Source organism: Magnetococcales bacterium, assembly GCA_015232395.1.
Lineage (GTDB): Bacteria > Pseudomonadota > Magnetococcia > Magnetococcales > JADFZT01 > JADFZT01.
On the sequence record JADFZT010000069.1, the window covers coordinates 1 to 25605 of the forward strand.

23 protein-coding genes are annotated in these 25605 nt (G+C 55.3%); 6 read left to right on the forward strand and 17 right to left on the reverse strand.

Annotation, left to right across the window (positions count from 1 at the left end):
* Positions 1-104 precede the first annotated feature (104 nt).
* The 14 genes from HQL52_15900 to HQL52_15965 all read right to left on the reverse strand — a co-directional run bounded on the left by HQL52_15900 (position 105) and on the right by HQL52_15965 (position 15122).
* Complete coding sequence (locus HQL52_15900; protein MBF0370932.1) at positions 105-749, reverse strand: DUF1566 domain-containing protein; 645 nt, start codon at positions 747-749, stop codon at positions 105-107.
* A gap of 44 nt (positions 750-793) precedes the next feature.
* A complete protein-coding gene (locus HQL52_15905) occupies positions 794-1357 on the reverse strand; it encodes a hypothetical protein (protein MBF0370933.1) in 564 nt (187 codons plus the stop codon).
* A 147-nt stretch (positions 1358-1504) separates the two neighbouring features.
* Positions 1505-4543, reverse strand: coding sequence for a DUF1566 domain-containing protein (locus tag HQL52_15910; protein ID MBF0370934.1), 3039 nt, complete (start codon positions 4541-4543; stop codon positions 1505-1507).
* 664 nt (positions 4544-5207) lie between these two features.
* Positions 5208-6614 carry a hypothetical protein gene (locus HQL52_15915; GenBank protein MBF0370935.1) on the reverse strand — a complete coding sequence of 469 codons (1407 nt, stop codon included), beginning with the start codon at positions 6612-6614 and terminating at the stop codon, positions 5208-5210.
* 84 nt (positions 6615-6698) lie between these two features.
* Positions 6699-6842, reverse strand: coding sequence for a hypothetical protein (locus HQL52_15920; protein ID MBF0370936.1), 144 nt, complete (start codon positions 6840-6842; stop codon positions 6699-6701).
* 329 nt (positions 6843-7171) lie between these two features.
* The gene (locus tag HQL52_15925) at positions 7172-8272 is read right to left on the reverse strand and encodes a DegT/DnrJ/EryC1/StrS family aminotransferase (GenBank protein ID MBF0370937.1); all 1101 of its coding nucleotides are present in this window, start codon (positions 8270-8272) and stop codon (positions 7172-7174) included.
* A gap of 45 nt (positions 8273-8317) precedes the next feature.
* Complete coding sequence (locus tag HQL52_15930; GenBank protein ID MBF0370938.1) at positions 8318-9328, reverse strand: NAD-dependent epimerase/dehydratase family protein; 1011 nt, start codon at positions 9326-9328, stop codon at positions 8318-8320.
* Positions 9325-10275 carry a glycosyltransferase family 2 protein gene (locus tag HQL52_15935; GenBank protein ID MBF0370939.1) on the reverse strand — a complete coding sequence of 317 codons (951 nt, stop codon included), beginning with the start codon at positions 10273-10275 and terminating at the stop codon, positions 9325-9327. The genes HQL52_15930 and HQL52_15935 overlap by 4 nt, the downstream gene beginning before the upstream one ends.
* 134 nt (positions 10276-10409) lie before the next feature.
* Positions 10410-10838 carry a prepilin-type N-terminal cleavage/methylation domain-containing protein gene (locus HQL52_15940; protein ID MBF0370940.1) on the reverse strand — a complete coding sequence of 143 codons (429 nt, stop codon included), beginning with the start codon at positions 10836-10838 and terminating at the stop codon, positions 10410-10412.
* A gap of 21 nt (positions 10839-10859) precedes the next feature.
* The gene (locus HQL52_15945; GenBank protein MBF0370941.1) at positions 10860-12494 is read right to left on the reverse strand and encodes a hypothetical protein; all 1635 of its coding nucleotides are present in this window, start codon (positions 12492-12494) and stop codon (positions 10860-10862) included.
* A gap of 105 nt (positions 12495-12599) precedes the next feature.
* Entirely contained in the window at positions 12600-13052 is a 453-nt protein-coding gene (locus HQL52_15950; GenBank protein ID MBF0370942.1) for a hypothetical protein, read from the reverse strand.
* Positions 13053-13124: 72 nt separating this feature from the next.
* Positions 13125-14090: a PilW family protein gene (locus HQL52_15955; protein ID MBF0370943.1), complete on the reverse strand. Its 966-nt coding sequence runs from the start codon at positions 14088-14090 to the stop codon at positions 13125-13127.
* A gap of 13 nt (positions 14091-14103) precedes the next feature.
* Positions 14104-14589 (reverse strand): type IV pilus modification protein PilV, encoded by a 486-nt coding sequence (pilV, locus tag HQL52_15960; protein MBF0370944.1) that lies wholly within the window; start codon positions 14587-14589, stop codon positions 14104-14106.
* Positions 14586-15122, reverse strand: coding sequence for a GspH/FimT family protein (locus HQL52_15965; GenBank protein MBF0370945.1), 537 nt, complete (start codon positions 15120-15122; stop codon positions 14586-14588). The genes pilV and HQL52_15965 overlap by 4 nt, the downstream gene beginning before the upstream one ends.
* A gap of 230 nt (positions 15123-15352) precedes the next feature.
* Here HQL52_15965 and HQL52_15970 point away from each other — a divergent pair, with 230 nt between their 5' ends.
* From HQL52_15970 to HQL52_15985, 4 genes are read left to right on the forward strand one after another with little or no spacing between them, the layout of a single operon-like run.
* Complete coding sequence (locus tag HQL52_15970; protein MBF0370946.1) at positions 15353-16924, forward strand: hypothetical protein; 1572 nt, start codon at positions 15353-15355, stop codon at positions 16922-16924.
* A 1-nt stretch (position 16925) separates the two neighbouring features.
* Positions 16926-17426: a hypothetical protein gene (locus HQL52_15975; protein ID MBF0370947.1), complete on the forward strand. Its 501-nt coding sequence runs from the start codon at positions 16926-16928 to the stop codon at positions 17424-17426.
* Positions 17423-18913: a sulfatase gene (locus HQL52_15980; GenBank protein ID MBF0370948.1), complete on the forward strand. Its 1491-nt coding sequence runs from the start codon at positions 17423-17425 to the stop codon at positions 18911-18913. The genes HQL52_15975 and HQL52_15980 overlap by 4 nt, the downstream gene beginning before the upstream one ends.
* Before the next feature lie 9 nt (positions 18914-18922).
* Entirely contained in the window at positions 18923-19717 is a 795-nt protein-coding gene (locus HQL52_15985; protein MBF0370949.1) for a hypothetical protein, read from the forward strand.
* On the opposite strand, the gene HQL52_15990 is transcribed toward HQL52_15985, so the two are convergent.
* The 3 genes from HQL52_15990 to HQL52_16000 all read right to left on the reverse strand — a co-directional run bounded on the left by HQL52_15990 (position 19692) and on the right by HQL52_16000 (position 23463).
* Positions 19692-21395: a hypothetical protein gene (locus tag HQL52_15990; GenBank protein ID MBF0370950.1), complete on the reverse strand. Its 1704-nt coding sequence runs from the start codon at positions 21393-21395 to the stop codon at positions 19692-19694. The genes HQL52_15985 and HQL52_15990 overlap by 26 nt on opposite strands.
* Positions 21396-21406: 11 nt before the next feature.
* Positions 21407-21664 (reverse strand): acyl carrier protein, encoded by a 258-nt coding sequence (locus HQL52_15995; protein MBF0370951.1) that lies wholly within the window; start codon positions 21662-21664, stop codon positions 21407-21409.
* A gap of 215 nt (positions 21665-21879) precedes the next feature.
* Positions 21880-23463, reverse strand: coding sequence for an amino acid adenylation domain-containing protein (locus HQL52_16000; GenBank protein MBF0370952.1), 1584 nt, complete (start codon positions 23461-23463; stop codon positions 21880-21882).
* 271 nt (positions 23464-23734) lie between these two features.
* On the opposite strand from HQL52_16000, the gene HQL52_16005 reads away from it, so the two are divergent.
* Complete coding sequence (locus HQL52_16005; GenBank protein ID MBF0370953.1) at positions 23735-24484, forward strand: phosphatidylserine decarboxylase; 750 nt, start codon at positions 23735-23737, stop codon at positions 24482-24484.
* Positions 24465-25103 (forward strand): hypothetical protein, encoded by a 639-nt coding sequence (locus HQL52_16010; GenBank protein ID MBF0370954.1) that lies wholly within the window; start codon positions 24465-24467, stop codon positions 25101-25103. The genes HQL52_16005 and HQL52_16010 overlap by 20 nt, the downstream gene beginning before the upstream one ends.
* Positions 25104-25605 lie beyond the last annotated feature (502 nt).

Genomic DNA, 25605 nt, shown 5'->3' on the forward strand with positions numbered 1-25605 from the left:
CCACATTAATCAGGGCGAATAGCGCCTCTCAGGATTGCCTATGAGGGAAAACACAGGGATACTCTCTACGAAGTCAGCAAAACATTTTCAGACCAAAAAGGCTGTCAAGTCTTATTTGCGGCAGGGTGCTGAATAGTTACATTCCCACTACCCTTTCGGTCGTAGAAGGAGCCGCTTAGATTGCTGTAGCTATACACGGGAAAATCCACATACCAAGCCTGACTGGAATCAGAAGAGAGGGAGGTGGAGGTCCAATATTGCCGTTCACGGTTTTCAAACGGATAGGCGTCGATCTCCCCGGAATAATCCGCCAATGTCAGCTGCTCGTTGCGATTGGGCAGACGCCAATCCGTATGCTCGCCCTCATAGCCGTCACAGGTTTCTATCCCGGAATTTAGATCGGCCACCAGGTACTGCCAATAAGGATTTTCCGACCAACGGTCCACTACGGCGTCTTCGGAAAGGCTGTACAGGGATTGCAGGATCGTCAGGCCAGCCATCATGCGAATCGGAATGCCAGGCCGGCCAACATCCGCATACAGCGGCTCAAAACGATCCTCAAGGGAACTCCAGGCAATTCGATCCGCCAGCAGGACCAGTTCGTGATCAAGATTGCAAAGATCCTCCAAACGGGTGTCAAACAACCTGTTCTGAGGGTCGATTCGGCTTCTTGTTGGCTTCATGGTTTGCAAGACAATGGTTGGAGAAATAACGATTTCTTGCAAATCATGATACGACAAAATACTCATCAATGCATTGGTTTTAAATGGAATTCTCTATTTTGCGCGATCAACTAATTATACCCCCAGGCCCAGACAGAACCGCTGGAGGTCAAGGCAATGGTATGCTTATAGCCAGCGGCTATTTTTATGACAGGTTCCGAAATGGTCACTTCAACCGGTGTTTCCTGATCGTCGCCGGTAGCCAGGGGGCCAGCCTGTCCATCATCATTGGTTCCCCAGGCCCAGACCGTACCATCGGATGTTAAAGCCACATAGTGCAAGTAATATCCTATACCAATATCAATCACATCCGTCAGATCCGAAAGTCTCTCTGGGATCTTATTGTAATAACCGAGTCCCCAGATGGTACCATCGGATTTCAAAGCCATGCTTTGAGAAGAATTGGCCGATATTTTCGTGATATCCGACAGATCAAAGACTTTATCGGGTATCGAGAATGATTCGGAGGAGTTTTGTGCGCCAAAATAATTGCCTAAGCCCAATCCCCAAACAGTTCCATCGGACTTTACAAACAATGTGTAGGAGTTAGCGCCATCCACCATGGGCTCTACGGCAGCAGAGAGGGCCGGATAACCCGCCAGGAGGCAGGCTGCGAAGAGAAAGATTTTTTTCATGTTAACCTTGCAATAAAGGTGATGTTTAATGATTTGATGCCGTTTAATGCGGACAGCCCAGGCCCGCCTGTATGAAGTCCTGGGTTGACGAGCATGGGGGATAAGGGGAGCGTCCGGCCCGGATCATTCTGGAGATCAAAGCCGATCTTACATGCCACCCCGCACCGGCCAGGCAGAGTAGCTATTGGTCATTGTCTTGTATTCGGATTGACCACCACTATTCTCCGTATAATTATCTCCCTCCAGGTTCACATACCAAGCCTGACTGTCGTCGCCATAAAGCGGGGTGGAGGTCCAATATCTATCTTCGCGGTCATCAAACGGATAGTCGGCAAACTCCCCGGAATAATCCCCCAAGCTCAGCTGTTCGTTACGGTTGGGCAGACGCCAGTCGGTATGCGCCCCTTCATAGCCTTCACAGGTTTCGATCCCAGCGTTCAGATCGGCCACCTGCTCCAGGGCGTCCAGCCAAGCAGCAGCCTCCCAACAGGTGGCATTCTTCATCCAGACCAACGTGGTCAGGTTGTCGGTGATCGTGCCATCGCCGTTGTCGGTAAAGCGGGGATCAGGCCAGGGTATCCCGGATAGTAGATCACCATCATCCCCCTCCCAGTGGCTTTCGGTTTGCCCGGTGCGAGCCACCAGAGCGGTGGTCTCTGGATCCATGGTCTCCAGCAGGGCGATCTTCGATGCGTCACGGACTGGCAGGATGAAGTTGTCGGAGGAGCTTTTCTCTTCAATGATGCCATAGGCGATATTGGCTCGCATCTTGACTGTATAGTACTGATCGTAGAGCTCGTAATAGCGCCTGTAATAGGTGTTGGACCAATAACTCAGGTTGATTTGCATGTTGACGAAGGGATGGCCATCGGGCAGTGACGGAGAGGAGGCCCCCAGGTTCAGGAGACTCTGCAACTCCCGGATAGAAGGCAGCCGCCAGTCGCTATAGTGGCTGGTGTATTGGGCACAACGTTTTTGCCCCTCGTTCAGCTCTTCCACCTCATCCTGCCCCCTAGCAACACCCTCCCAGCATCCCCCATCCTGCATCCAGACCAGCCCGGTCATGTTGTCGGTAATGGTGCCATCGCCGTTGTTGGTAAAGCGGGGATCGGGCCAGGAAACACCGGTTTGCAGGTCGCCGTCATCGCCACTGGCCACAGAGACGGTCTGGCCGGTTTTGGGAACCAGAGCAACCGTGCCGGGATCGGCTTGTGGTTCATCCAAGCCGAAGGCTTGATTGAGAAAAGCCGCCATTTCCGAGCGGGTGATGTTTTGGCTGGGGCAATAGTTCCCTTCGTCACACTCTCGGCTTGGTTCCGTCGTTCCCGCTACCGCCCCTTCGGCTTGCAGCTGTTCAATGAAGGCCGCCGCCCAATAATCGGATGAAATATCCCCGAACACCTCTCCCGTGGCAGCTGGGGGTTGGTAGTCCGAGCCATATTTGGTCCGCAGCAGAAAAACCGCCATCTCCGCGCGGGTGATCTCCCGACTGGGGCAGAACCGACCGCTGCCACAGCCGTTGGTGATACCCAGTCCGGCCAGGCGTTCAATCTGATGGCCCGCCCAATAATCGGTGGTCACATCCTCAAACAGCCCTCCGGTAGCAGGTAGGGGGGCATACTGGCCGCCATATTTGCCCCGGAGCAGGAAAATCGCCATTTCCGAGCGTTGCAGGGGGGTATCCGGACAATAATCCCCACCCCCGCACCCCCGGGAAATTTCGGTATCACCAATGGCCTGGATGTGATCGAAGGCCCAGTGGTGGCAGGTGACGTCGGTAAAGTGGCCCTTGGCATCACACCCTTCTATCAGGGTATCCTCATCATCTGTGGGGCTGGAGCCGAACAGATACTCTTCCAGGTTACTGCCCCCATCGCCATCGGCATCTTCATCAGCATCGGCAGCATCGTTCGAATCAAAGCCATAATCGGTCTCATAGCTGTCCGGCAAGCCGTCGTTATCGTCATCGGTGTCGGCATTGTCCCCTGTGCCATCCCCGTCGTTGTCGTTCCATTCATCATCGTCCCTGATGAAAGCGTCCTCCACATCCGGCACCCCATCCCCATCCGAATCAGCCAAGGGGCAGGTTTCTGTCTGCAACAGGATCTCATAGGAGGCTATGGTGGCGTTGTTGTCGGACTCACCGACTACCAGATAATAGGTTCCGGGGGGGAGATAACTGCCACAATCCAGGGAGATTGATGCCGTCCCCTCTCCACTGCTGCCATCATCGCTGCCGAGATTTTCTACGTCGGCATCGTAGAGGGCGATCACCATCTCCCCCGACTCCCCCGACAGGGTGATGGTGGCTTCCGAGGAGAGGCTCAAGGTGAAGCTGTACCAATCCTCATCCCCTTCGCTGTCGATGGAGTGACTCTGGGTTTCACCAGGGGTAAGGAGGGTGGCCTCATGGTGGGTGTTGTCCGGCTCATAATCGTCGTCCTCCCCCTCTACCACATACACCGAAAAAGGCTCGCCATCGATATCAATCACCTGCACCGGGGAATAGCGATCTTCGGTGGTACCGTCCCCCAGTTTGCCATAATAGTTCCTACCCCAACTCCAGACCAAACCGTCGGCAGTGATGGCCAGGGTGGAGGTACTCCCGACACCAATAGCCTTCACATCACTCAGGCCAGGGACGATACCTGGCGTCATGCGATCAGCCGTGGTGCCATCCCCAAGGTTGCCATAAGTATTTCTACCCCAGGTCCAAACAGTGCCATCTGACTTTAAGACAACGGAGTGACTACCAGCAGCCATTTGGATAACATCGGAAAGCCCCATCACCTCCACGGGTGTGTATCTGTCTTCCGTTGTGCCGTCCCCAAGCTGGCCAGCATTGTTATAGCCCCAGGCCATGAGTGTGCCATCGGCTTTCAGGGCCAGGTTGTGCATATATCCAACGGTAATATCCACCACATCCGTAAGCCCCACCACCTCTACCGGAGTTGCACTGGTTTCAGTCGCGCCATTGCCCAGTTGGCCATAATAGTTGTACCCCCAGGCCCAGACGGAACCATTGTCAGTCAAGGCAAGAGTGTATTTATAACCAGCAGATATTTTGGTGACAGGAGCCGGAATGGGTACCTCTACCGGCGTCTCTTGCTCATCATCGGTGGCAAGGGGGCCGGCTTGCCCATAATTATTATCCCCCCAGGCCCAAACCGTCCCATCAGATGTCAAAGCAATGTAGTGAGAGGACGGAGAAACATACTGCGAAAAGTCGATGATATCCGTTAGATCTGACTTCCTCTCAGGCCACTGATCGTTCAGGCTGTATGACTGATCGTAGAACTTGCCAAATCCCCAAATAGTGCCATCGGATCTCAGCACGATGGGATAGGAAGAGTCAGCTGATATTTGAGTGACCTCGGAAAGATCTAAGGCCTTATGTGGAGCCGAAACATCGCCGGAAAGGCCTGGTACCCCCAGTGAGAGACTATTGCCCCAACTCCAAATAGATCCGTCGGATTTAAGGGCTGATGAACTGTAGCTTGCACCACCTACCATGGGCTCCACGGCGTTGGCCTGAGCCACAAAACAACTTAGAAAAAAAATGTTAACGTTAACTGTTTTTTCATGATTTACCTCACAGATAAATTATATATAATAATTTAATTGTCTGTCATTCACCTTCTTTCTGCAAGAGATTTATTTTGCCAAAAAAAAGGGCTGCTCCGAAGAGCAGCCCTGAATCGAAAGAATCGTTACGATTGGTCTTTTAAACCCCTGGACGGTTTCAAAATGACAGTTGGCGAACCACTGTACCGGACCTTGAGATAGTGAAGAACCGCTTTGACAGGTTGGCTATCCGGTTTGCAACAGGATGCCTTGTCCACCTGGCTTTTCAGCCGGAACACTGCTCCGTCATGCCAGCTGGAATGCTTAGGTTGCCGCTGATATTGGAGTTGCTGACGCCACTCGCCACGCTGACCAGACAGTTGATGTTCGAGTTGGCACCGATGATGGTGAAACCGTTGTACACCACGGACACATAGTCAGCCGCGATGCGAACCAGATGATTCGTTTGATAGGTGCTGGCATTCACGCTCACGGGATTGCTATTGAAAACGGTGTTTTCCGCCTCCAGGTGGGCGGGTTCGTTGTTTTCCAGCTTGGTGGTGTTGTGGTGAATATTAATGCCAGTAATTTCCCCCTGGGAGACGGTCGCACCTGGAATCATCTGGAGGTGGTGGTGAATCGTATTGTTGAAAATGGTCATGGTGGCGATCTTGTTCGAGGCACACCCCAGAAAAGTCCCTATTTTCGTATTGCCTTTGATCGTCAGGTTCACGATGTTCGAAGGCATGATGACCATATCTCCACCTTCCGTATCGAGCCCACCCTGACCGGTGGTGTAGAAGAAATCCAACTCGGCGTTGATGCGGTTGTTGTCGATCACCACATGCCTCAAATCACCACTGAGCCACAATGCCCCCGTCTCGGAACCGGAAGTCGTGTTTCCCTCCAGATCATTGTTGATGAAATCGACACCAGAGGCATGCCGGATTTTAGTTTCAATGGGGTTCAAATCGTCATCGAGAATCTGGTTGGAGGTGATGCTCACTGCTGGGAGTCCATTGCAGTCCACGGAGGTGATGGTGTTATCCTCAACTGTGCTGCCCCGAAGGCCGATCAGGGTCAGGGCTCCACTGTTGCATTGATGGTTGATGGCTGGCCTGTAAAGAGTGTTGTTCTCGATTGTGATACCACTGAAATTTTCAATCTTGCAGCAAGCACCATCGGCCGTTGCGCTATCATACATGTTAACCGTGTTGTCCTTCACCAGCCCACCGCTGGAATCTATTGAGGTGCTCACCGGAGAAAATACCAGCAGCCCGATGGCAATCGGCGAACCGGATCGCCCATGATCCTCGACAGTATTGTTGATCATCTTGGGATTGCTGATGGCATGGGCCTCCGCCCTGATGGCAAAACCGTACTGGGAATACCCCTGGGCCACGCAATTTTTGATCACAACATTGTCACGATCCACGATTTCGATCGCACTGGAGCCACCATTGATAGTTGGGTTGGCCTCAACGAATTTCAGTCTATCAAACTCACAACCACTGGTGTTTTCTGGTTCGTCTCCACTACTGAGATGGAATGCATAGTAGGTGCCATCCGTTATATCAGTCTGGATTGTGGCCATCTCTGCACCTGTTTCACCCACAAACTTTTGTCCGGGTCTGGGGGTTAATTTTTGGCTGACCCTGTACGTTCCAGCCGGGAAAAAAAATGGCTGTCTCATTGCCTACACCCATAATAGCGTTGTCGATAACAGTGTGGTCATCCACGATTCCGTTTCCTACTGCGCCCTCAACTTTCACATTGATCACTGACATTGCTTGGTTTCCTCCATAGTTTGTTCATCGGAAAAGGTGAAAGAGTTGTCCATCATTGGGTAGGGGGTGGTGTTGGCCTCGTGGAAGTGGGCCTTGTCGTGGTCATCCGGGGGCCTGAAAACAGAGTGCAACATGATTGTTTCCTCACTAAATAAAGGGTGGATAGGCCAGCTAGCCGGTTTCAAAAGCTAAAATAGCCTCTAAAATCAGGCACAGACCAAAAGCGGCCACAACCATGGAATATTTTCTTGATTTTTTTAAAGATGATGGCATTCAGCAGCAGTGGCTGAAATCCTGCAATAATTCATTTTTTTGAGGGGTGGATGTGTATCTTTTGTTGTTTTTCTGGTGGGGGAAAATATCGGGGGAGTGGCGGAGGGTGGGCTTAAGCAGCGGAAGATCAGGCAAATGCCGGGAGTGGGTCGTGGCTTTGTCTACAGTATAAAAAAATTGATTGGAACCGCTATAACTTATTGACCGCCAGAGCGATTCGTTCTACCTCCTCCAAACGCATCTCTGGATAGAGGGGGAGGGAGAGGACTTTTTGGCATAACTTTTCGGTTTCGGGAAGAGAGCCTTCGGGTAGGCCCAAAAAACCGTAGCCCTTCATGCGGTGCACCGGGATGGGATAGTGAATTCCAGTGGCGATTCCCTGGGCGGAGAGTTCTTTTTGCAGCCCCTTGGGATTCTCTACCTGGATGACCTGAAGATGGTGGCCGTGGGTGACATTTGCGGGGGTGGTGAAGGTTTGGATCTTCGGATGGAGATGGCGGGCATAGTGGCTGGCAAGGGTGCGGCGCTGCTTAATCCAAGTGGGCAGGTGCTTAAGCTTGACCGAAAGAACCGCCCCTTGGATTTCATCAAGGCGGCTGTTGATCCCTTCACGCACGCACTGGCCTGAAGAATCCATGCCATACATCCGGATGGCGCCCATGGCCCGGGTCACTTCCGGATTTCGACTGAAACAAAACCCCCCATCCCCATAGGCCCCGAGGTTTTTGGTGGGATAGAATGAAAAAGCACTGGCATCCCCCAAGGTTCCAACGGATTGATCCCCCAATAGCGCCCCGTGGGCCTGGGCGCAATCCTCAATGATGGGGATGTCTGAATCGCCGATTACGCCACGAATTCGGGGAATATCCACCACGTTGCCATAGAGATGCACCGCCACCACCGCCCGGGTGCGGGGTGTCAGGTGTTTTGGCAGCTGTTCGATATCCAGAAGTCCGGTGGCGGGATCCACATCGCAAAAAACCGGGGTCGCCCCCACCGAACGAATCGCGCTCACCACCGGAATGCCTGCGTTGGCGACAGTGATTATTTCGTCATTTTTGCTGGGGGTGAAAAGCGCCATCAAGGCGACAATCAAGGCGTCGGTGCCATTACCTACACCTACACCGGGGGTCGATTCCCCAAGAAACTGGGCAAAGGCCGCTTCGAATGCTTCCACCTCTGGCCCCAAAATCAAGCGGCCTGATGTCAGCACCCGCTGGATGGCCTCCTGGATTTGTGTGCGAATGTTTTGATACTGGTTGAGATAGTCGAATGTGGGGATCGGTTTCACGTGGGGTGCAGCTCCCGGTTGGTAATGGTGGGTTCAGTCAACCCATCAGAGATAGTGCTTCCCGTGTTGGCGAAACCAGGCCACAGTGCTTTCAAGTCCCTCTTCAAGCCCCACCCGGGGTTGCCAGCCGGTCGTTTGGCTGAAACGGCCATAATCCCCGTAATAGTCACCGATATCGATCAATTTGCTGTCTTCAGGGAAGGGCATCAGCCGATAATCGCTCGGGGTGTGGCGGCTGAGGATTTCAGCGAAGGTCAGAAGAGAGCAGGGGGTGGCTGCTCCCAGGTTAAAAAATTGGCCCATGCAGTCGTCATTTTGGGCAGCCAGAAGCAGAGCCTCCACCACGTCGTCCACATGGTTGAAATCCCGAATTTGCTGACCATCACCAAAAATATTCAGGGTCTGCCCCAGCAAGGCCCGGCGGAGAAACACCCCGATAAACCCCTGGCGATCATTTTTGATCTGTAACCGGGGGCCGTAGGTGTTGGTCAGACGCAGGATGGTGGAGGGGATACCGTAGGTGCGGTGATAGAGCAGATGATAATATTCCGCCGCCAGTTTGTGGATGCCGTTGATGTCGATGGGCAGTGCCGGATGATCCTCGGTGACCGGCAGTTCCCTGGGAATGCCGTACACCTGCCGGGTGGAGGTGTAGACCAGCCGGGTGTGGGGATTGCATTCCCGGCACGCCTCCATCAGGTTGAGGGTGGCGGTGGCGTTGTTGGCCAGATCATGGTCCGGCTCCCGCATGGAGTCCCCATGGCTCACCTGGGCGGCCAGATGAAAAATGATCTCCTGCTCTCGCACCAAAATCCGCAGGGAGTGGGGATCTCTGAGGTCGGAAATATTGAGGGTGACCCGATCCCGAATGGGCTCGATATTGAAGGGATTGCCCCCAAAAGCCGGAACCAGAGAATCAATCAGGGTGACTTTCGCCCCTTCCTGGACCAGGCGAACAGCCAGATTTGAGCCGATGAATCCCAGTCCACCGGTGATGAGCACCCGTTTACCCTCAAAGCTCTGGGCCGTCCCTTGAGTCGCTGCCTGGGCTGTCATTCCTTTTTGACCTCGCAGTTGAAGGCCCGGCGCACCACAAACTGGGGGGTGTTATTGTTTTTGAGATAGAGCCTCCCCAAATATTCCCCGATCATGCCGATGCCCATCAGCTGAATACCGGAGAGCACCAATAGAAAGATCATCATGGAGGCCCACCCCACCGGTAGTCCGGGGTTGACCAGCTTTTCGATAAAAAACAGCACCGCCGACACCAACCCCACCCCGGCAAAGAGAAAGCCCAGCCAGATGGCGGCGCGCAGGGGCAGGATGGAAAAGCTGGTAAACATGTTGGACCAGAGGGAGAGGAGCTTGAGAAAGGTATAACCGGATTGACCGGTTTGGCGGGGCTGATGGGTTATTTCTACCACGGCATGGTTGTGGGTCACCTGCCAGATCAGCCCGTCCACATAGGGGTAGGGGCCGGTATAGCGAATCAATTCATCGATCAAAAAGCGGTTGATTGCCTTGAAGGAGGAGAGATAAAGATCCCTGGGTTTGTTCAACATCACCGTGGCCATGCGGTTGTGGAGCCAGCTTCCCAGATTGCGCAGGAGAGCGTGCTCCTTTTGGGGAAAGCGGGAGTAGACCACATCGTGCCCCTGGGCGAGTTTTTCCACCAGTTTTTTGACCTCGGCAGGAGGGTGCTGGAGGTCATCGTCGATGATTACCGCCGCCTCGCCGGTGCAGTGGGTTAATCCCGCCATCACCGCATTGTGTTCGCCAAAGTTGCGAGAAAGATCGAGAAACTTAACCCAGGGGTGTTCTTTGGCCAGTTGCAGGCAGGTGGGAGCGGTTGCAGAGTTGGGGCTGCCGTCGTTGATGAGCAACACTTCCAGTTGGTAACTCTCCTCAAGCTCCGCCGCCAGGGAGGCCACCAGAGGGGCCAGGGTGGTGGTGCTGTTATAAACCGGGATGATGATGGAGAGTTTCATGTCTTGGGGGATCATTCAGCCTGAACGTGGCGTTCTTGTCCAGGGGTTGGATGTGCCAAGCAGGCAGGTCGGCACTTTATCAGATCAGGCAAAAGGGTGAGGGTGTCTCCCCGAGGGCCGCCAACAGATGACGGCCCTCGGGGGGAGGATCAAATGCCCCAACAGTCGGAGGCGGTGCCGGTGCCGGTGGAACCTTTTTCGCCGGTTTCGTCGATGGTATAGGTGAGGCAGGCACCATCATCCGCCTGGGTACCGATGGCGGTAGCCTTGGCGGTGAAGGTGTCCGAGGGATTGTCCCCATCGATGGCTGGCGTGATGGTGATGGTATAATACTCCAGGTTGCTGTAGCTGTTGCTCACCAGGGTGGAGAGGTTGGCATAGGTGTAGTTATCCTGGAAATATTCCACTTGCAGGAGATAAACCTCCATCAGCGCCGCTTTGGCCTCGGAGCGGTGGGCCTTGAGGATCGACCCCGTATAGGCCGGGATCCCCACTGACGCCACGATGGCGAGGATAGCCAGCACCAGGAGCAGTTCGATCAGCGTGAAGCCACTGCTTTTTTTGAAAAATCGTTTCATGCCAGCCATCCTCCGATGGGATTAATCTTCGATGATCTGCTTCCAGTTGATGCGACCGGTTTCGGCACTGCCGAGATAGCCACCGCCTTTTTCAGGATCGATACAATCTTCCACCGCCTGGGTGTAGGTTTCGGTGGTCTCCTCCACGGTGATTTCCGGCTCGTCGTCGGGACAGCTGTTGACGGTTTTGCTCTTGCAGTTGACGTCCGGCTTCCAGCCCACAAAGGTATCCCCGTCATGGCCGGTGGGGACGCAGGTGTTGGGCGTTTTGGCGCTGCCGTCTGCTTCGGGCTCCCAGCCCAGATGGGCGCAGGCGGCGGAGTCACTCACTTCGATTTTGACATATTTTCCCGATTTTCCAGCCTTGTGGCAAATGCAAATTTTTTCGTTGTCGCTCTTGTTGCTGGCATCCTTCTTTTGCCGTTTTTTGCTGGCACTCAGACAGTCACCGGTGAGCAGACATTGGTTGTAGGCGGCTTGCCAGCCCGCATCGTGAAAACATTCTGAGGGATCCCAGTGCCAGAAAACAGTCGCTTCCCACAACAGTCCAGTGGTGGCGTAGCCTTTTTCGTGGATGGCATAATCGTCCGCTTTGAGGGCTTGAACCAACAGCGCCCCGTTGCGGTATTCACCGTTGGGACCGGCATCATTATCCTTGACACAGCCGGTGTTGGTGGGGATCAAGCCTCCGGAAAGAATGGCATTGACGTCGAAGGTGAGGGTAAAGCTGTTGAGCTGTTTGACATTATTGGCGAGCTCTTCGCTGGTAGGCGTGCCGATTTTGTAGACGGTCAGGGGGGTGCCTGCATCCATCAAGGAGTCTACCGCCTCTTCGTGATCGGCCACATCTTCGTTGGCGCCATTGAAAGAGAGAACGCCACCTTTGGAATAGGCGGTATTGGCAACGGTGATGATGAACTGCTGATCCGCGTCAATGGTGTCTTGAATGTTGTCGAAACCGCTGTCAAGCATATCGAAAAAGTTGATTCTGGTTTCGTCGTGCTTGTCGTCCCATTCGTGGACATGTTTGTTGGTGGAGCCGGTGCCGAAGCCCACAATGCTGGTGGAGGTGTCCAGGTCGAAGTGGCCGCCATAAAGCCCGACATCCGAGGTTTCAGCACCATCTTCGGTGGTGATATCCTTCACTTCCAGCTCTTCAATCAGGGTGGTCAGGTAGGGTTCCTTACAGCCGATCACCCGTCTTTCGACGATCTGGTCGGTGTTGGCGCAGACGCCGATATAGTCCCCGTCGTGGGCCATGTGGGCAGGAAGCGCACTGTCATCAATGGTGATTTCGACAAATTTGCCCGAGTTGCCCGCCTTGTGGCAGACGGTCACCTTGCCGGAAGGATTGGTGATCGCCTTGCGGTTGGATTTATCTTTAGCCTTGTCGCTGTCCTTGTCCTTGTCTCCCTCAACCACAGGAGCTGGAGCCGGAGCCGGAGCCGGATCGACCTCCTTGTCCACATCGGGTGCTGGAGCACCTGAGGCGAAAACGGTAGTTGGCAGCAAAATGGTGGAAGCCAGCACCGCTGCTGCTGTCAGGGTTTTCGGCAATACCTGGACCGAAGCCGAAATCGGAGCCAGAGAGAGCAGGGTCGCACAGGCCAGATGGGGTAGTTTCCGATAGATGCCAGGAAAATTGCTGGATTTCATGATTTTTCTCCGATTTCACTTAAACGATGCCATCCCAGTGATCGTCTGACCAGATCCGGGAGGTCACTAAAGACCATCTCCGCAAGAGCCCCTCTTGGTCTGTGATCAGGGCACATAGTCGATATAGTTGGCAAACAGGGATTCCACAATCTGCCGGGAGGGGCCAACCCCCTCACCTGTCGCCGTCACCCGATAATAGTCGAGACAGCCGGTACCATCTTCCGCACAATTCGGCAGGGCGCCTTCATAGGGTAGAGTCACATCCACGACCACATTCCCCTGGAGGTGCTCGATGGTGACATTATCGATACCGGGAGGGCTGAAGGAGCTTTCCGTAAATTCGATCCCGTCAGCATCGCGCTGAAAAGTGGGAAAAGTAACGGCTATGGTGTTTTCGATATAATCCTCTCCCTGTACCAGCAACGCTTCGGCATCGTTGAAGGCTTTCACCTGGAACTGGGAGTTACCGGCCATCTTTTGCTCGGTCACCCCGGAGTCCATGGCCGAAAGTGCCAGGATCGAGAGAAACAGGAGCAAGGTCAGGAATACCACCAGCACGTACCCACCTTCCCCTTTTTTTCTGTGGTCTTTTTCTTCAATGCAACGAATGGTATTCATGGCTTCCTCGGTTTATGTGGGGTTGCGCATTTGCACGATAGTGGTGAAAAAACGCCGGCGATAGCAGTTGGGATAGCTGTCCAGAGGGGCATATTCATAGTTGCCCAGCTGATAGGAGCGTACCGCATCCTTGCAGATCCCGTTGCTCGCATAGCTGGAGTCGATATCGATGGATCGCACCAGGATATCCACCTTGACCGCCAGCACGTCATCCCAAAATGGCACGTTGGCGGGGTCATAATAGTCGGTGATGAAGGTGCCGTCGCCAGAGCGATCCCCCAGGGAAATCTGGAAAAGTTCCACCCCTTCCACCATCTCCGTTGCCACTCGGCTGGAGGTGTCGTAGCGGTAGAGGGCGGGGTTGCCGGCGGGGTTGTCCTTGACGAACCAGACCAGGGTGGAAAGCTCGAAATAGTCCCCACCAGCCGGGGTGGTTTCAGTGGCATCCTCCCCTTCCCGAAACATTTTTCCGGTGGTAAAGGTGCTGTAAAGATAGTCATAACCGATGCCGGTGCCCGATTCGGTGTGGTCTATCAGATCGGCAAAGTCGGTGGTGTCTTCATCGGTGTGGCGGATCACCAACATGTCGGAGCGATAGTCGTTTTCGAGAATACAATCCAGGAAGGGATCATCGGCGACATATTGAGTCTGGTCGAAGCCATAGAGCAGGGGGGAGAGGCTCTGGACCCAATCCTTGTCGCACTCCGGGCCGTTGTTGCTGGGCATGGGGTCGGGAGAGCTGACCATGGTGTTGTTGCCCAGATAGCCATAATAGCCCGCCTGGTGGAGATCCTGGGAGAGAAATGTCAGGGAAAAACGGGCATTTTCCTGGGCGCGGGACATGTTGTAGACCATGTTGTAGGTCCGGGAAACGCTGCTGAAAAGCGACATCACCCCCAACACCATGAAGGCGGATAGCCCCAGGGTGATCATCAGTTCGATCAGGGTGAAACCTCTTTGGGATCGCTTATGGTTCATGATCTATCGGCCCCTAGTACTCGGTTTCGACCCACACTTGGTGGAGGTCTTCTTCATCGTTTGGGTCATCCTGCCACCGAATGGTGGCCCGATAGACGGAACCATTTTTTTCGATGATGCCCACCGCATGATAGAGCCCGGTGCGCGATCCCACACTATAGAGTTTGGTCTGCCAGTCGTAGAGATCCTTCGCCGTGCGTTCATACATGGTGGTGGCCGGTCCCGGATCATCCATCGCATCCTGGCCATAGCCCACAGTCACCCCGGCATAGTTGGCCAGATCGTTGGGATTGGCCCGCATGCCGTCGAGAATTTCAGAAGCCAGCCAGATCGCCTGGGAGCGTTGAGAAGCGTCCGAGGTGGTTTTGATCGCCTGGGCCTGCATCAGCCCCACCCCCAACAGTCCGGTGGAGAGCACCACCAGAGCAATGAGAATTTCGATCAGGGTAAATCCCTGGATCGTGTTGCCAGCAGGCAATTGTGTAGAGGAAATATTCATGGGCAGGCCAGGGAGGTTTCGCAGGGGTCGGCTTCGGCGGGGCAGCGGGAAAACTTGAGCTGCCCGGTGGAACCGATGCAGAGCACATCGGAATCATCACTGGAGTTGCTGGTGACCATAAAGGAGCCGGTGGTATGGCTTGTTCCGGTGGGATTGTAGCGGATATAGCTGGTAAACCCATCGACACTGGCGATGGAGACGCCGCTTACTTCATCCCGGACCTGAATTTCGGTCTCTTCCTCGTCATAGAGTTCGTCGTTGTTGTCATCCTGAAATATCCGCCACCCTCCGCTCCAGCTTCCGCTGGTCGTAGAAACCACCACCCACTCTCCCCGTTTGACCGCCTCAGAGCGGGCGAGATTAAGATCCCGGACCAGTTGACCGAGGTTGGCCTTGTAGCGGGCGGAGTCGATCATGGAGGACATGTTGGGGGCAGCCACAGCCGCCACAATGGCGACAATAGCCAGCACCATGATGATTTCCACGAGGGTAAAGCCCGCGCTTGGGAGAATCCGCTTGTGGTGGATGATCAATTAACCAATACCCCTCTTGCTTAACCGGCATTCAGCATGTTTTCCTGGTGTGAATGGTATTTCACAGATGAATGATACCATCCCTGGTCGATCCATTTCCACAAATCTTCACAGATCTTGACAATCCAATATAGCTGCAAGCGATATTCAGGGGATGAACGGGTGGTTGGGTCAATCTACACTGTAAACGCAAAAAAAAGCATTTGCCGGAACCTGGGAAAGAGGTGTTGATGAACTCTCCAGCCACACCAGCGCAACGAAATTTCGGGAGCGATAGTGGTCCCATTTTTCCCTGGAGAGAGGTCACGGCCCTTTTCCTGGTGGGGGTGAGTCTGGCCATCGCCCAGTTTCTCATGGTGCGGGATTTCGTCACCATCCTCTATGGCGAGGAGGTGGTGATTGTTTTGGTGAGCACCACCTTTTTTTTGGGGCTTTCCCTGGGCTATCGCTGGTCGTTGAAACTCTCTCAGCGGGCCTTTATGGGGTTGCTTGGGCTATCGCTGCTGCTGCACCTCACCTTTCCCCACAGCTATCGGTTTTTGGCGGCGGGAATAGCGCGATGGGGGGGGGAGGGGTTTGCCTTTCTGGGGCTGCTCTTCGTCTATGCTGTCGCCTTCAACGCCACCTTTGCCACCTTTTTGCCCCGGGCGATCCATCCCCAAGAGGGGCAGGAAGGGGAGCCGGGCGAGGGGGAGGGGAGCAACCCAGGGGGGGGAGCCTGGGTCACCAGGCGGCTCAAGCGCGCCTACTCTGCCGAGCTTTTGGGTTTTGCCGTGGGTTTTGCCCTCATTTCACTCACCTGGAATCGACCCCTCACCTGGCTGTTGCCCATCTACTGGTTGGGGCTGGGGGGGCTGGTGCATCTGGTTTTTCGTCGGGGGGTGGTCACCTTGATCTATGGTGGGCTGGCTCTCCTGGCGGTTGTGCTCCTCCCCTATCTCGACCCCCTGGGTTCAGCGCTGATCTATGAATACAAGCATAATATCCCGGGAGCCAAAGTGCTCTATTCAGTCAACTCTCCCTACCAAAAAGTGGAAGTGGTGGAAAATGCCAAGGGAGAACGACTGCTCTATCTCGATGGTCTGCTCAATCTCAACGCCTCGGATCTGGATGATTTAAACCACTATCTGGCCGTGCTGCCCGCCAAACTCATCCAACCCCGGCGGGCGCTCATCATCGGCAACGGCACCCTCTCCTCCGCCCCACGCCTCCACCCCCACACCCGGGAGCTGCTTTCGGTGGAGCTGGATACCGGGGTGCTTAAGGCTGGGAAGGCATTTTTTACTCCACCCCAAGCCCTGGAAAAGCTCGATCATTGGCGGCTTCAGGTGGATGATGGCAAACATTTTCTCAGCCAAAGCCGGGAAATGTTCGACCTCATCGTCATGGATATCCCCTCTCCTTTGACGGTGCAGGAGGGGGTGTTGCATACGAAAGAGTTTTATCGACTGGCCCGAGAGCGCATGCCCATGACCGGGGTGATTGCGGTGCAGATTTCCGGGATACTCACCAAAAACGACCGGATTCCCGCCCGGATTGTGGCGGCTTTGCGATCAGAATTTGAAGAGGTGATGGTGGTCAACTCCAAAAAAGCGGATCGGGGCTTTGCCTATGCCGCCCGTCGCTTGCCCTTCACTGTGCCTCAGGTGCGGGCCGGGCAGGTGGTGGATGAGAGCCGCCTGGAGGTGATTCCCCCCACGGAGATCGATCCCTTCCTCACCGAAGCCCATCCCTTTTCCCTGGATCGTTTGGATCTGGTAGCGGTACGGGGGGTGGAGCGTTTTTTGGGGAGATATTTTTAAAATGCTCTGGCCTCGCACCTACGGCTTTTTGACCGGACTCCATTTTGCGCTGCTGCAATTTGGCTATCTCTATGTTTTGCAGATCAACATCACCTCCACCTATCTCACCTATGGCCTGGTGGTGCTGCTCTGGATGGTGGGCTCCCTGGTGGGGCTCTGGTGGTGGGGAAAATCCCGGGCTTTGGAAAGTCTCCTGGTGGGGCTCGGGGCCTATTATGGGGTGGGGCTGCTCGCCTTCATGAATCCCTTTTCCACAGCGATCTTGCCATTGGCCGGGGTGGGGGTGGCGCTGAGTGGTTTTTGGGCGGGGGGCTTTTTTCCCTTCATGCAGGGCTCCGGATTGGGGATGGATGGGGTCTTTTTCCACGAAAACAACGGCTTCTTGCTGGGGATCGGTCTCTGTTTTGTGGGGGTTACCCTGATCGGTCGTCCGGCTTTGATCTGGTTTCCACTGGTGACCGGGGGCGGATTGATTGTGTGGTCGCGGATATTTAAGTCATGAAACCCTTTTTCCTGGTAGCCGCACTCCTCACCGCCTGGCTTTTGTGGATGATGACCCACCCCACAGGCCCCCCAATCCCGGCCCATGCCAATCTCCTGCTCATCACCCTCGATACCACCCGGGCTGATCATCTCACTCCTTACGGTTATCCCAGGGAGACCAGCCCCACCCTGGCCCGGCTGGCAGAGGAAGGGTTTCTTTTTGAGCAAGCCCGGTCAGTCGCTTCCAACACCTCCCCCAACCACGCCACCCTCTTCACAGGCCGCTATCCCGGGGAGCATGGGGTGGTTGAAAATGGGATTCCTCTTTCGGCTCAAAACCACACCCTTGCTGAAACATTACAGGATCACGGCTACCAGACCGCCGCCTTCACCGGTTTTGTCGCGGTCGGCCCCGAATCGGGTATGGAGCAAGGGTTTGATACGTTTGAATATCATCCCGTCGCCAGCCACCAACACCGGGCCGATACCACCGAGGAAAACAGCCGAGGCTTCGAAGCGGCCCTGGCTTGGCTCAAGGGGTGGCAAGCCGGAGTGGGGGAGGGGGGGAGAGCCGGAAGCGGGGAAAAAAATCAACAGCCCCAGTCACACCCCCCCTTTTTTCTCTGGTATCACGCCCAGCACATTCACGAAAGCTACGATCCCCCACCCCCTTACGACACCCTGTTTATGGCAGTCCCCCGCACCCGAGGTGTTCCTGGTATGGATGATTTTAACGTTCGCTGCTCCAACGATATCTATCGTGCCAGCAAAAACCATCTCCTTCCCCCCCAGCGTGAAGAAGAGATCATCGCCCTCTATGATGGTGAAATCCGCTTGGTGGATGATTTGCTCGCTCGGATGGTGGTGCAATTACAGAAGATGGGGGTGTATGAACAGACGGCGATTCTCATCGTGGCGGATCACGGCGAGCAGCTGTTTGAGCCCAGCTGGAACAACCCCCGCTTGCGATCCATCGGCCACAACGGTCGCTACAACGAAGAGGTGCTTTCGATTCCCCTGATCATCAAGCCCCAATCCGGCATTCATCTGCCAACCGGTCGAAAAATCCCCCATCCCGTCTCCACCGTGGATCTGCTCCCCACCTTGCTGGAGCTGCTGGAGCTACCTGTTTCAGCCGAACTATCAGGCCGTTCCCTGGTTTCCATGATGTATGATCCCAGCAAGCCGCCCCTCCCCGAGCCTGTCCAGTATATCCAGGAACGGGTGGGGGATCGTCTCTACCAGGGGGTGGTGCGGGATGGTTGGAAGCTGATCCGAACCCGCTGGGACAGTGGTGAATCGCGCCGCCATCTGTTTCGTTTGACCGGGAGGGAAGGGGAGCCGTCCAACCTGGCAGATCGATTTGCGGGGGTGGTTCAGCATCTCGAAGCAGGGCTCGACCAATGGTTGGCAGGGCAGACCGTTGTGGAAGAGGGGGAGGGGGAGCGGGGTGAGGTGAGCCGGGCGATGCAAAAGGCACTCAGGGATGCGGGTTATCTGCGATAGGGGATGGCCATGATCAAACAATGGAGCTGGAATCGGGAGCTGGAATTTTTCGCCTTGCTGGTGATGTTGGATCTCTTTGTGCTCGGCTTGCATCTGCTTTTGGGGGATCATCCCCAGTTGGGGAGCCTGGTGCATCTCGACAAGGAGGGTAACCTGCCCACTTGGTATAGCAGCCTCAAGTTTACCCTGGCAGCGGTCGCGGCGTTGGCCTGTTATTTTCTGGAGCGTGCTGCCCGGATTGATTCTGTTCCGGATTCGTCCCTTCCCCCGATCCGCCCCCGGTTAAGCCCCATCCCCTGGCTGTTGGTTGCGCTTCTGATGCTGGGGCTCTCTGCGGACGAAACCGCCCAGATTCATGAAACCACCGTCCATTGGTTTATGGAGAGCCCAGCTGGAGACAATCTGCGCCAGGCTTTTGAGGTGGTGCGGGCTGGCGGGGTGCTGCTGTGGGGGGTGCTGCTTTCACCGCTGTTGGTGGTGATCGGTGGCTGGTTGTTGCGTTTTTACTGGCAGCGGTTTCGGGGGCATCTCTGGTTGTTTGGGGGTGGGTTTTTGGCGGTGGGGTTGTTGGGCTTGGCGCTGGCTTTGGAAACCCGGGAAGCGGGGCTCGTGGGGGTGGGGGGGCATCTTACAGCAGCGAGCTTACGCAACTATCAGTGGTTGACCGGGGTGGAAGAGATGGCGGAACTCCTGGCGGCTTCTCTCATCACGGGGGTGCATGTGGCTTATGCCTGGACACTGTGGTCCGGGAGGTCAGGGATTCGGGGGGATGAAGGTCTTATAAATGAATCCCGAAACCGATGAGAAAGAGCCGAAAAAGATCCCCCACCGAAGCGCCTGCCACCGGAAAAATAAAAATGTGGATCAGGGCATAAAATTGCAGGGTGAGATAGCTCGCCACCACATCCCCCATCAGCCAAGGCCCCCACTGCCAGGGCTGGCGGGTCGATTTTTTTTGCAATAAATAGAGTTCGGTCAGGGCGATGCCTCCCCCCAGCAAGATAAAATAGGGCCAAGCCTGGGCAAAATAATCGAGTTCGTCCCACGCCATGCCCCGATAAAAAAACAGCTCCACCACATGGCCCCAAATCAAATTACCCACCACAATCGCCCCCAGGGTGGCGGTGATAATGCGGGTTTTGCGCCCCTGCCTGCGAAAACGAAAAAAGAGCGGATAGAAGAAGACCCGCGCCAAAAATTCCCGATAGTGAAAGGTAAATCGCTTCCAAAAAGCCACCAGATTGGTCGCCAGCCACGGCTTGTCAAAGTTGGCATCCACCCCATAGCCGCAAATCCGCCAGAGCCCCACCTTAAAGTGGGTGATACTGGCATAAATGGTGACCCAGCGAAAAAGATCCAGCAGCGTGGTCAACAGCACCGAGGAGGTGGTCAGAGGTTTGCCTGCGAGATAGTGGCGGGTCATCTCCCGAATGTGGGCATCAAAAACATCGACCCCCCATCCCGTGCAGAGATCCACCAAAAAGCGCCACAGCCAGTTGCCCAGGACCAGATAAGCCAACGCCACCCATAAAATCCGTACCCCGGCCAGCACAATGCGGTTTTTGGGTTCATGCAAAAACACCCCGTTGATATAGCTGTATCCCTGGCCGATCATCGCCTCCCGATTCCAGTTGGGCAGGGCTCCGGGAGAGATGAATACCGCCAGATAAGCCAAAAATCCCAAATCCTTCGGCACCAGGCCATCGTTAAAATCCACCTGGTAGAGCATCACCCGCTGCCAGTGCCAAAAAAAGAGCACCACCCCCAACGGCAGCTTCCAACTCCCCCCATCAAGTCCTTCGATGAGGGCGCTGCCCACCACCGTGATCAGCGCCGACTGCACCAGGAGGGTTCGCAGCAGGGGAGCGGTTTTGGGGCGAGCCAGCCAGGGCAGCCAGAGGAAACGATAAAACCCGCCAAAACCCAGAGAGAGCACCACCGCCGGATAGAGGGGCTCTCCTTGCCAAAAGCTGACCCAGGCGAGCAACCCCAGGGAGCCTCCCTTGATCAGGGGGTGTTTGGGTTGAGGATGAAAGGTGAGCCAGAGTGCGCCATGGGCCATCACCAAGCCACTGGTGGCCGGAAGGCCATAGAGAAGCCCCACCGCCCCCAGGGTCCAGAACACCAGGGCGGGGCGTTTGAAACGTAAAGGTAGATAATAGGCGCTGAGGAAGGAGCCCAGGATGGTGTAGAAGAGAATCAGCCGTTCGCTTTCGTTGCTGTCAAAGCGCTGGGTCCAGGAAATGTTGACGTGGGAGTGGATGTTTAAATCCCGGTCAAACACATGATCCAACGCCACACCCAGCTCTTGGGCCAACTCCTGGGGCATGGGCAGATGCAGGGTTTGGGGGACATAGGTAAAGAGATAGATGTAGAGCAAGAGCAGCCAGAGCACCAGCACCACCACGCCGTGGTTGTGTTGGGCATCGTTGCGGCTGCGTTGTTGGTCGGTGAGAGTGGTTTTGGTGAGAAGGCCTGCCATGGGGTATCAGATCAACGGCTTGCCGGAAGTCGATCCGCAACAAACCGGGCGAGGGTGGTGAGAGTCTGAAAATTTTCCCCCTGAATATCCGCCCGATTGAGCTGGATGTTGAAGGTGGTCTCCAAAAAAAGAATGGTCTCCACAATTCGAAATGAATCCACAAACCAACCGGTCAAAAGATCGGTGTCAGGGGTTGGCTCAGCACCACTGCCAGGAAAGCTTTCCATCAGGAAGGCTTTGATTTTGGCGATCATTTCAGCTTCATCCATGGCTTTTTCCTATAGCAATTCAAATCAAGAATTGGACATATGCCGCTGTACTTTTTCTGTCATTCCCGCGAAGGCGGGAATCCAGGGGGGCTGGCGCGAACCTTTCCAAAATCTTGTATCACTTTCAGCAAAACACCGGCCTTTCTTGAAGATTTGGTTTTTCCTTGAGGGCAATCATCAGCTCCCTGGATCCCCGCCTTCGCGGGGATGACGAATCAGGGAAGAGAGTTCAATTTTGAGATAGAACTGCTATATGATCCGCCCAGTGCCGCCCGATCCACCTTGCCGTTGGGGGTGGTGGGGAGTTTTTCCAGAGAGACGATCCTGCCCGGCATCATGTAGGGGGGGAGCCAGTTGTTCAAGTGATGGCGCAGGGCTTGGGGGTTTGGATCCTGGCGGGAGGCGAGGAAGACCTCAATCTGTCGCTTTTCCCGGTTATAGTGTACCAGCGCCTGGGAGACTCCGGGAAACCCCAGCAGGGCTTTTTCGATCTCACCAGGCTCGATACGATGGCCCAGATGTTTAAACTGGTGATCTTTCCGGCCCACCATATAGAGCAAGCCATCCCCGGCGGACCAATAACCCAGATCCCCGGTGCGATAGAGGATAGCCCCGGGATGGTCCGGCTCAGGGCTTGGGATAAAACGCTGGCGGCTGGTTTCGGGATCGTTCCAATAGCCTGGGGAGAGGCCTGGGCCGCCGATACAGATTTCACCGACTTTTTCCGGTTCGCTGAAGATCTCCCCGTTTTCAGCCATCAGCACGATCCGGGCTCCGGCACAGGGCAGACCCAGGGGCGTTTCTTTAAGATGATTAAGTTCATCCCCAAATATCCAACTCACCACATCCACCGTCGCTTCGGTGGGGCCGTAGAGGTTGGAGAGGAGAGCGTGGGGAAGGTGCGTGTGGAGATAATGAATGGTGGAGAGGGGCATCGCCTCCCCGGCAAAGAGGAGCTTTTTCAGGTGGGGGGCGTCGATTCCCTTGAGAAGATCCAATAGCTTCAGGTGGGTATAGACCGCCGGCACAAAAAAAATCAGCGAAATCCGGTGCTGCAGCAGATAATCGATGAGGGCGCCCGGAAAGCGAAAAGAGAGGGGGGGGATCAGGTGCAGGGTGCAGCCGGTTTGAAAGGTGAGGAACATATCGAAGGTAAAGTGATCAAAAAAAATCGGTGATTGATTGCCGATGATCTCTTGATCGGTCACTTGATAGGTTGCCGCCACCCAGTCGATATAGTTGCGGGTGGATCGATTGGTGATGGCCACCCCCTTGGGCAGGCCGGTAGTGCCGGAGGTGAACATCACATAGAGAATGGCGCTATCGGAGCGAGCCTGGAGCCGTTCGAAAAGCCGGGCTTCCAGTGCTGGAAAATCTTCTGGATCCGGCAGAGGGGGGGTGGAGGTGGTTAGCGGCTCCTGATCGAGATAAAAAATCCCTTCTTTCCAGGTGAGCAGCCCATGAGCCCCCAACCGCGCCAACATTCGCTGCCGCCGCTCCGGGGGATTGTCGGTATCGAAGGGGACATAAACCCGGCCACTCAACTGAATCCCGGCCATGGCGACGACCGCTGCAATGGATTTGGGGATATGGACCACGATGGGTGGGGCTTCCCCGGCCCGGGTTGCTTCCTCATCCCCTCTCTGGTGCTCCCCATTGATCACCAGAGCCTGGCCCAGCAGGAGTGCCTGCTGCCACAGGGTGGCAAAGGGGATGCGTTGCTCCCCATCCCGGATGGCGATTTTGTCGGGATGGCGGTGGGCGGTTTGCCGGAGGGTGTCGATGATTGGCAGGGGCATGACGGGTCTGGGGTTTGAGAAGAAAACCGGGATCAACCAAAACCAGTTTGGGGGGGGGAGGGGGTTGGAAGCAACCGGTTTTTGGGAGCTCATCCCGGGAGTGTGGGGATAACCGGGCTTGAAAGAGGCATCTTTCCTTTGTTTGGCGCGCGGTTTTCCCTACCCTGAAGGCTATGAACGGTATCGATAGGAACAGGGGCTTATGAGCACCATGGGGCAGGAGCCGCACCCGCACCCACCACGTAAAGCTCTGATCACCCTTGGTCGGAGAGTGGCCTGGATCCTGGGCATAGGGGTTTTACTGCTCATGCTGGTGCTGCTGCGTTTTGGCCAGGTGAGCGATTATCTCTATGCCCAATGGGTCAAGGATCCCCCCCGCACGCCACCAGTGGGCCGGGTGATTGTGGCTCCGGCGGATGGTACGGTTCTTTATGTCAAACCTTTTGAAAATGGCCTCCTGCCTGAAATCGTCAAAAGGGGGGTGCCGGTACCGGTGCATGAACATCTCAAGCGCATCGAGCCTCTCTCCCAAGTCCATGGCTATCTCATCGGTATCTACATGTCTACGCATGGTGTCCACCTCAATCGGGTGCCTTTGAGTGGCGAGGTGGAGCAGATCACGGTATTCAACGGCCCCCACATGAGCATGACCCGGGCGGAAGTGCGCATCATTCTGGGGCAGCTGATTCCCGGTTGGGTCTCCCTGAAAAAATGGCTGGGGCTGGCACCCTTTGATATTGAAAATCAGGCGGATTATATCCTGAAAAGTGCCCGGGAGAGTTTGACCATTGCCGATGTGCGGGGGGCGCGGGTTCACGTCACCCGCATCGCCGACTATTCGGTGGGAAAAATTCTCACCTGGGTGCAAGAGGGGGAGGCGGTCACCACGGGACAAAAACTGGGGATGATCACCTGGGGCTCCCAGACCGATCTGCTGATCGAAGGGAGTCCGGGGTTGGAAATCCGGGTGTCTCCAGGGGATCGGGTGTTGGGAGGGGAAAGTGTCCTGGCGACCTATTAAGAGGAGTTGGGGATTGATTGGCCTCTATCTCGTGATCATCGGGGTGGGGTGGGGCTATCACCAGGAGCTGCTCTGGGGGTGGCGCAACCTGCCCAAATATATGGATGATCGCATTGGGGCGGGCTCCCATGAGGGGCGGCTCTTGCGAAGCGCAAAAAAACGGCTCCGTCGGGGGGTGGAGCTGGAAGAGGCGCTCATTCGCGTAGAGGAGGCTCTGGGGATTGATCCCAACCTGGCAGCAGCTTACCTGCTGAAGGGGGATCTCCTGAAGCGGCTGGGGGAGGGGGATCGGGCCGCTCGGGCCTGGCAGCAGGGGCTTGGGATCGATCCTTTTCAGCGGAAGGGGTATGAGCGGCTGGTGCAATTTTATCTCCAAGGGAGAGAACTGGATCAAGCACGGAGGGTCTATCAGGAGGGCATTCGGACATTTGCCAGGTTGGTTCAGGGCAACATGCCTCACAGGGATCCTGGTGTGGCCAGAGCCTACAATCGCAAGGCTTTGCAGGTTCGGGAGGCGGCTGTTCAGGATTGGACGGTGCTTAAGTTGAGTTTGGCGCGACTGGAGCGGTTGGAGCGGCAGTGGCTGGAAGAGTCATTCCCATTCCGGATCAGCAGGTGAGCCGAACAAAACAATATTTGGCCACAGAGGACACGCAAGAACACAGGGAAAACCAAAATCGGGCCAAAATCGTCCCCGGTCGTGGTCGACATATTCAGCTGTTTTTGGTGGTTTTCCCCTGTGTGCCGTGTGGCCTGTTTTTCGGTTTTGAATGAATTTCAAACGCTGGCTTTAAGCGCATCGTTTGAACCAAAAATCGTACAATTATAGTGGTCTGGCTTCAGCGGATGGTGGCCAGGGGCTTGGCTCCCCCGGGAAAGTGGGAGACGCCAAGCTAGCCCGGATGTTGCACGACTATCCGCTGACTTGGTTGAAACTGGAAAAACCTCCGAGGAAAAGCACCAAAGGGCCATTTTTCCTACCAAAAAGGCATGATTTTGGTCCTCAAGACACAACTCCCCCTTACCCCCGTTTGATTTCTGGCGCCGGGATGCGTTGTTCTTCGATCAGGCGACGCAAAAATTGAAATTCATCCTGGCTGGCTGCTGGAAACCCCACCTCG

Coding starts and splice junctions, on each gene's coding strand:
- HQL52_15900 (MBF0370932.1), bottom strand. CDS start 749: ATGAGTATTTTGTCGTATCATGATTTGCAAGAAATCGTTATTTCTCCA.
- HQL52_15905 (MBF0370933.1), bottom strand. CDS start 1,357: ATGAAAAAAATCTTTCTCTTCGCAGCCTGCCTCCTGGCGGGTTATCCG.
- HQL52_15915 (MBF0370935.1), bottom strand. CDS start 6,614: ATGAGACAGCCATTTTTTTTCCCGGCTGGAACGTACAGGGTCAGCCAA.
- HQL52_15920 (MBF0370936.1), bottom strand. CDS start 6,842: ATGTTGCACTCTGTTTTCAGGCCCCCGGATGACCACGACAAGGCCCAC.
- HQL52_15930 (MBF0370938.1), bottom strand. CDS start 9,328: ATGACAGCCCAGGCAGCGACTCAAGGGACGGCCCAGAGCTTTGAGGGT.
- HQL52_15935 (MBF0370939.1), bottom strand. CDS start 10,275: ATGATCCCCCAAGACATGAAACTCTCCATCATCATCCCGGTTTATAAC.
- HQL52_15940 (MBF0370940.1), bottom strand. CDS start 10,838: ATGAAACGATTTTTCAAAAAAAGCAGTGGCTTCACGCTGATCGAACTG.
- HQL52_15945 (MBF0370941.1), bottom strand. CDS start 12,494: ATGAAATCCAGCAATTTTCCTGGCATCTATCGGAAACTACCCCATCTG.
- HQL52_15955 (MBF0370943.1), bottom strand. CDS start 14,090: ATGAACCATAAGCGATCCCAAAGAGGTTTCACCCTGATCGAACTGATG.
- pilV (MBF0370944.1), bottom strand. CDS start 14,589: ATGAATATTTCCTCTACACAATTGCCTGCTGGCAACACGATCCAGGGA.
- HQL52_15970 (MBF0370946.1), top strand. CDS start 15,353: ATGAACTCTCCAGCCACACCAGCGCAACGAAATTTCGGGAGCGATAGT.
- HQL52_15975 (MBF0370947.1), top strand. CDS start 16,926: ATGCTCTGGCCTCGCACCTACGGCTTTTTGACCGGACTCCATTTTGCG.
- HQL52_15980 (MBF0370948.1), top strand. CDS start 17,423: ATGAAACCCTTTTTCCTGGTAGCCGCACTCCTCACCGCCTGGCTTTTG.
- HQL52_15985 (MBF0370949.1), top strand. CDS start 18,923: ATGATCAAACAATGGAGCTGGAATCGGGAGCTGGAATTTTTCGCCTTG.
- HQL52_15990 (MBF0370950.1), bottom strand. CDS start 21,395: ATGGCAGGCCTTCTCACCAAAACCACTCTCACCGACCAACAACGCAGC.
- HQL52_15995 (MBF0370951.1), bottom strand. CDS start 21,664: ATGGATGAAGCTGAAATGATCGCCAAAATCAAAGCCTTCCTGATGGAA.
- HQL52_16000 (MBF0370952.1), bottom strand. CDS start 23,463: ATGCCCCTGCCAATCATCGACACCCTCCGGCAAACCGCCCACCGCCAT.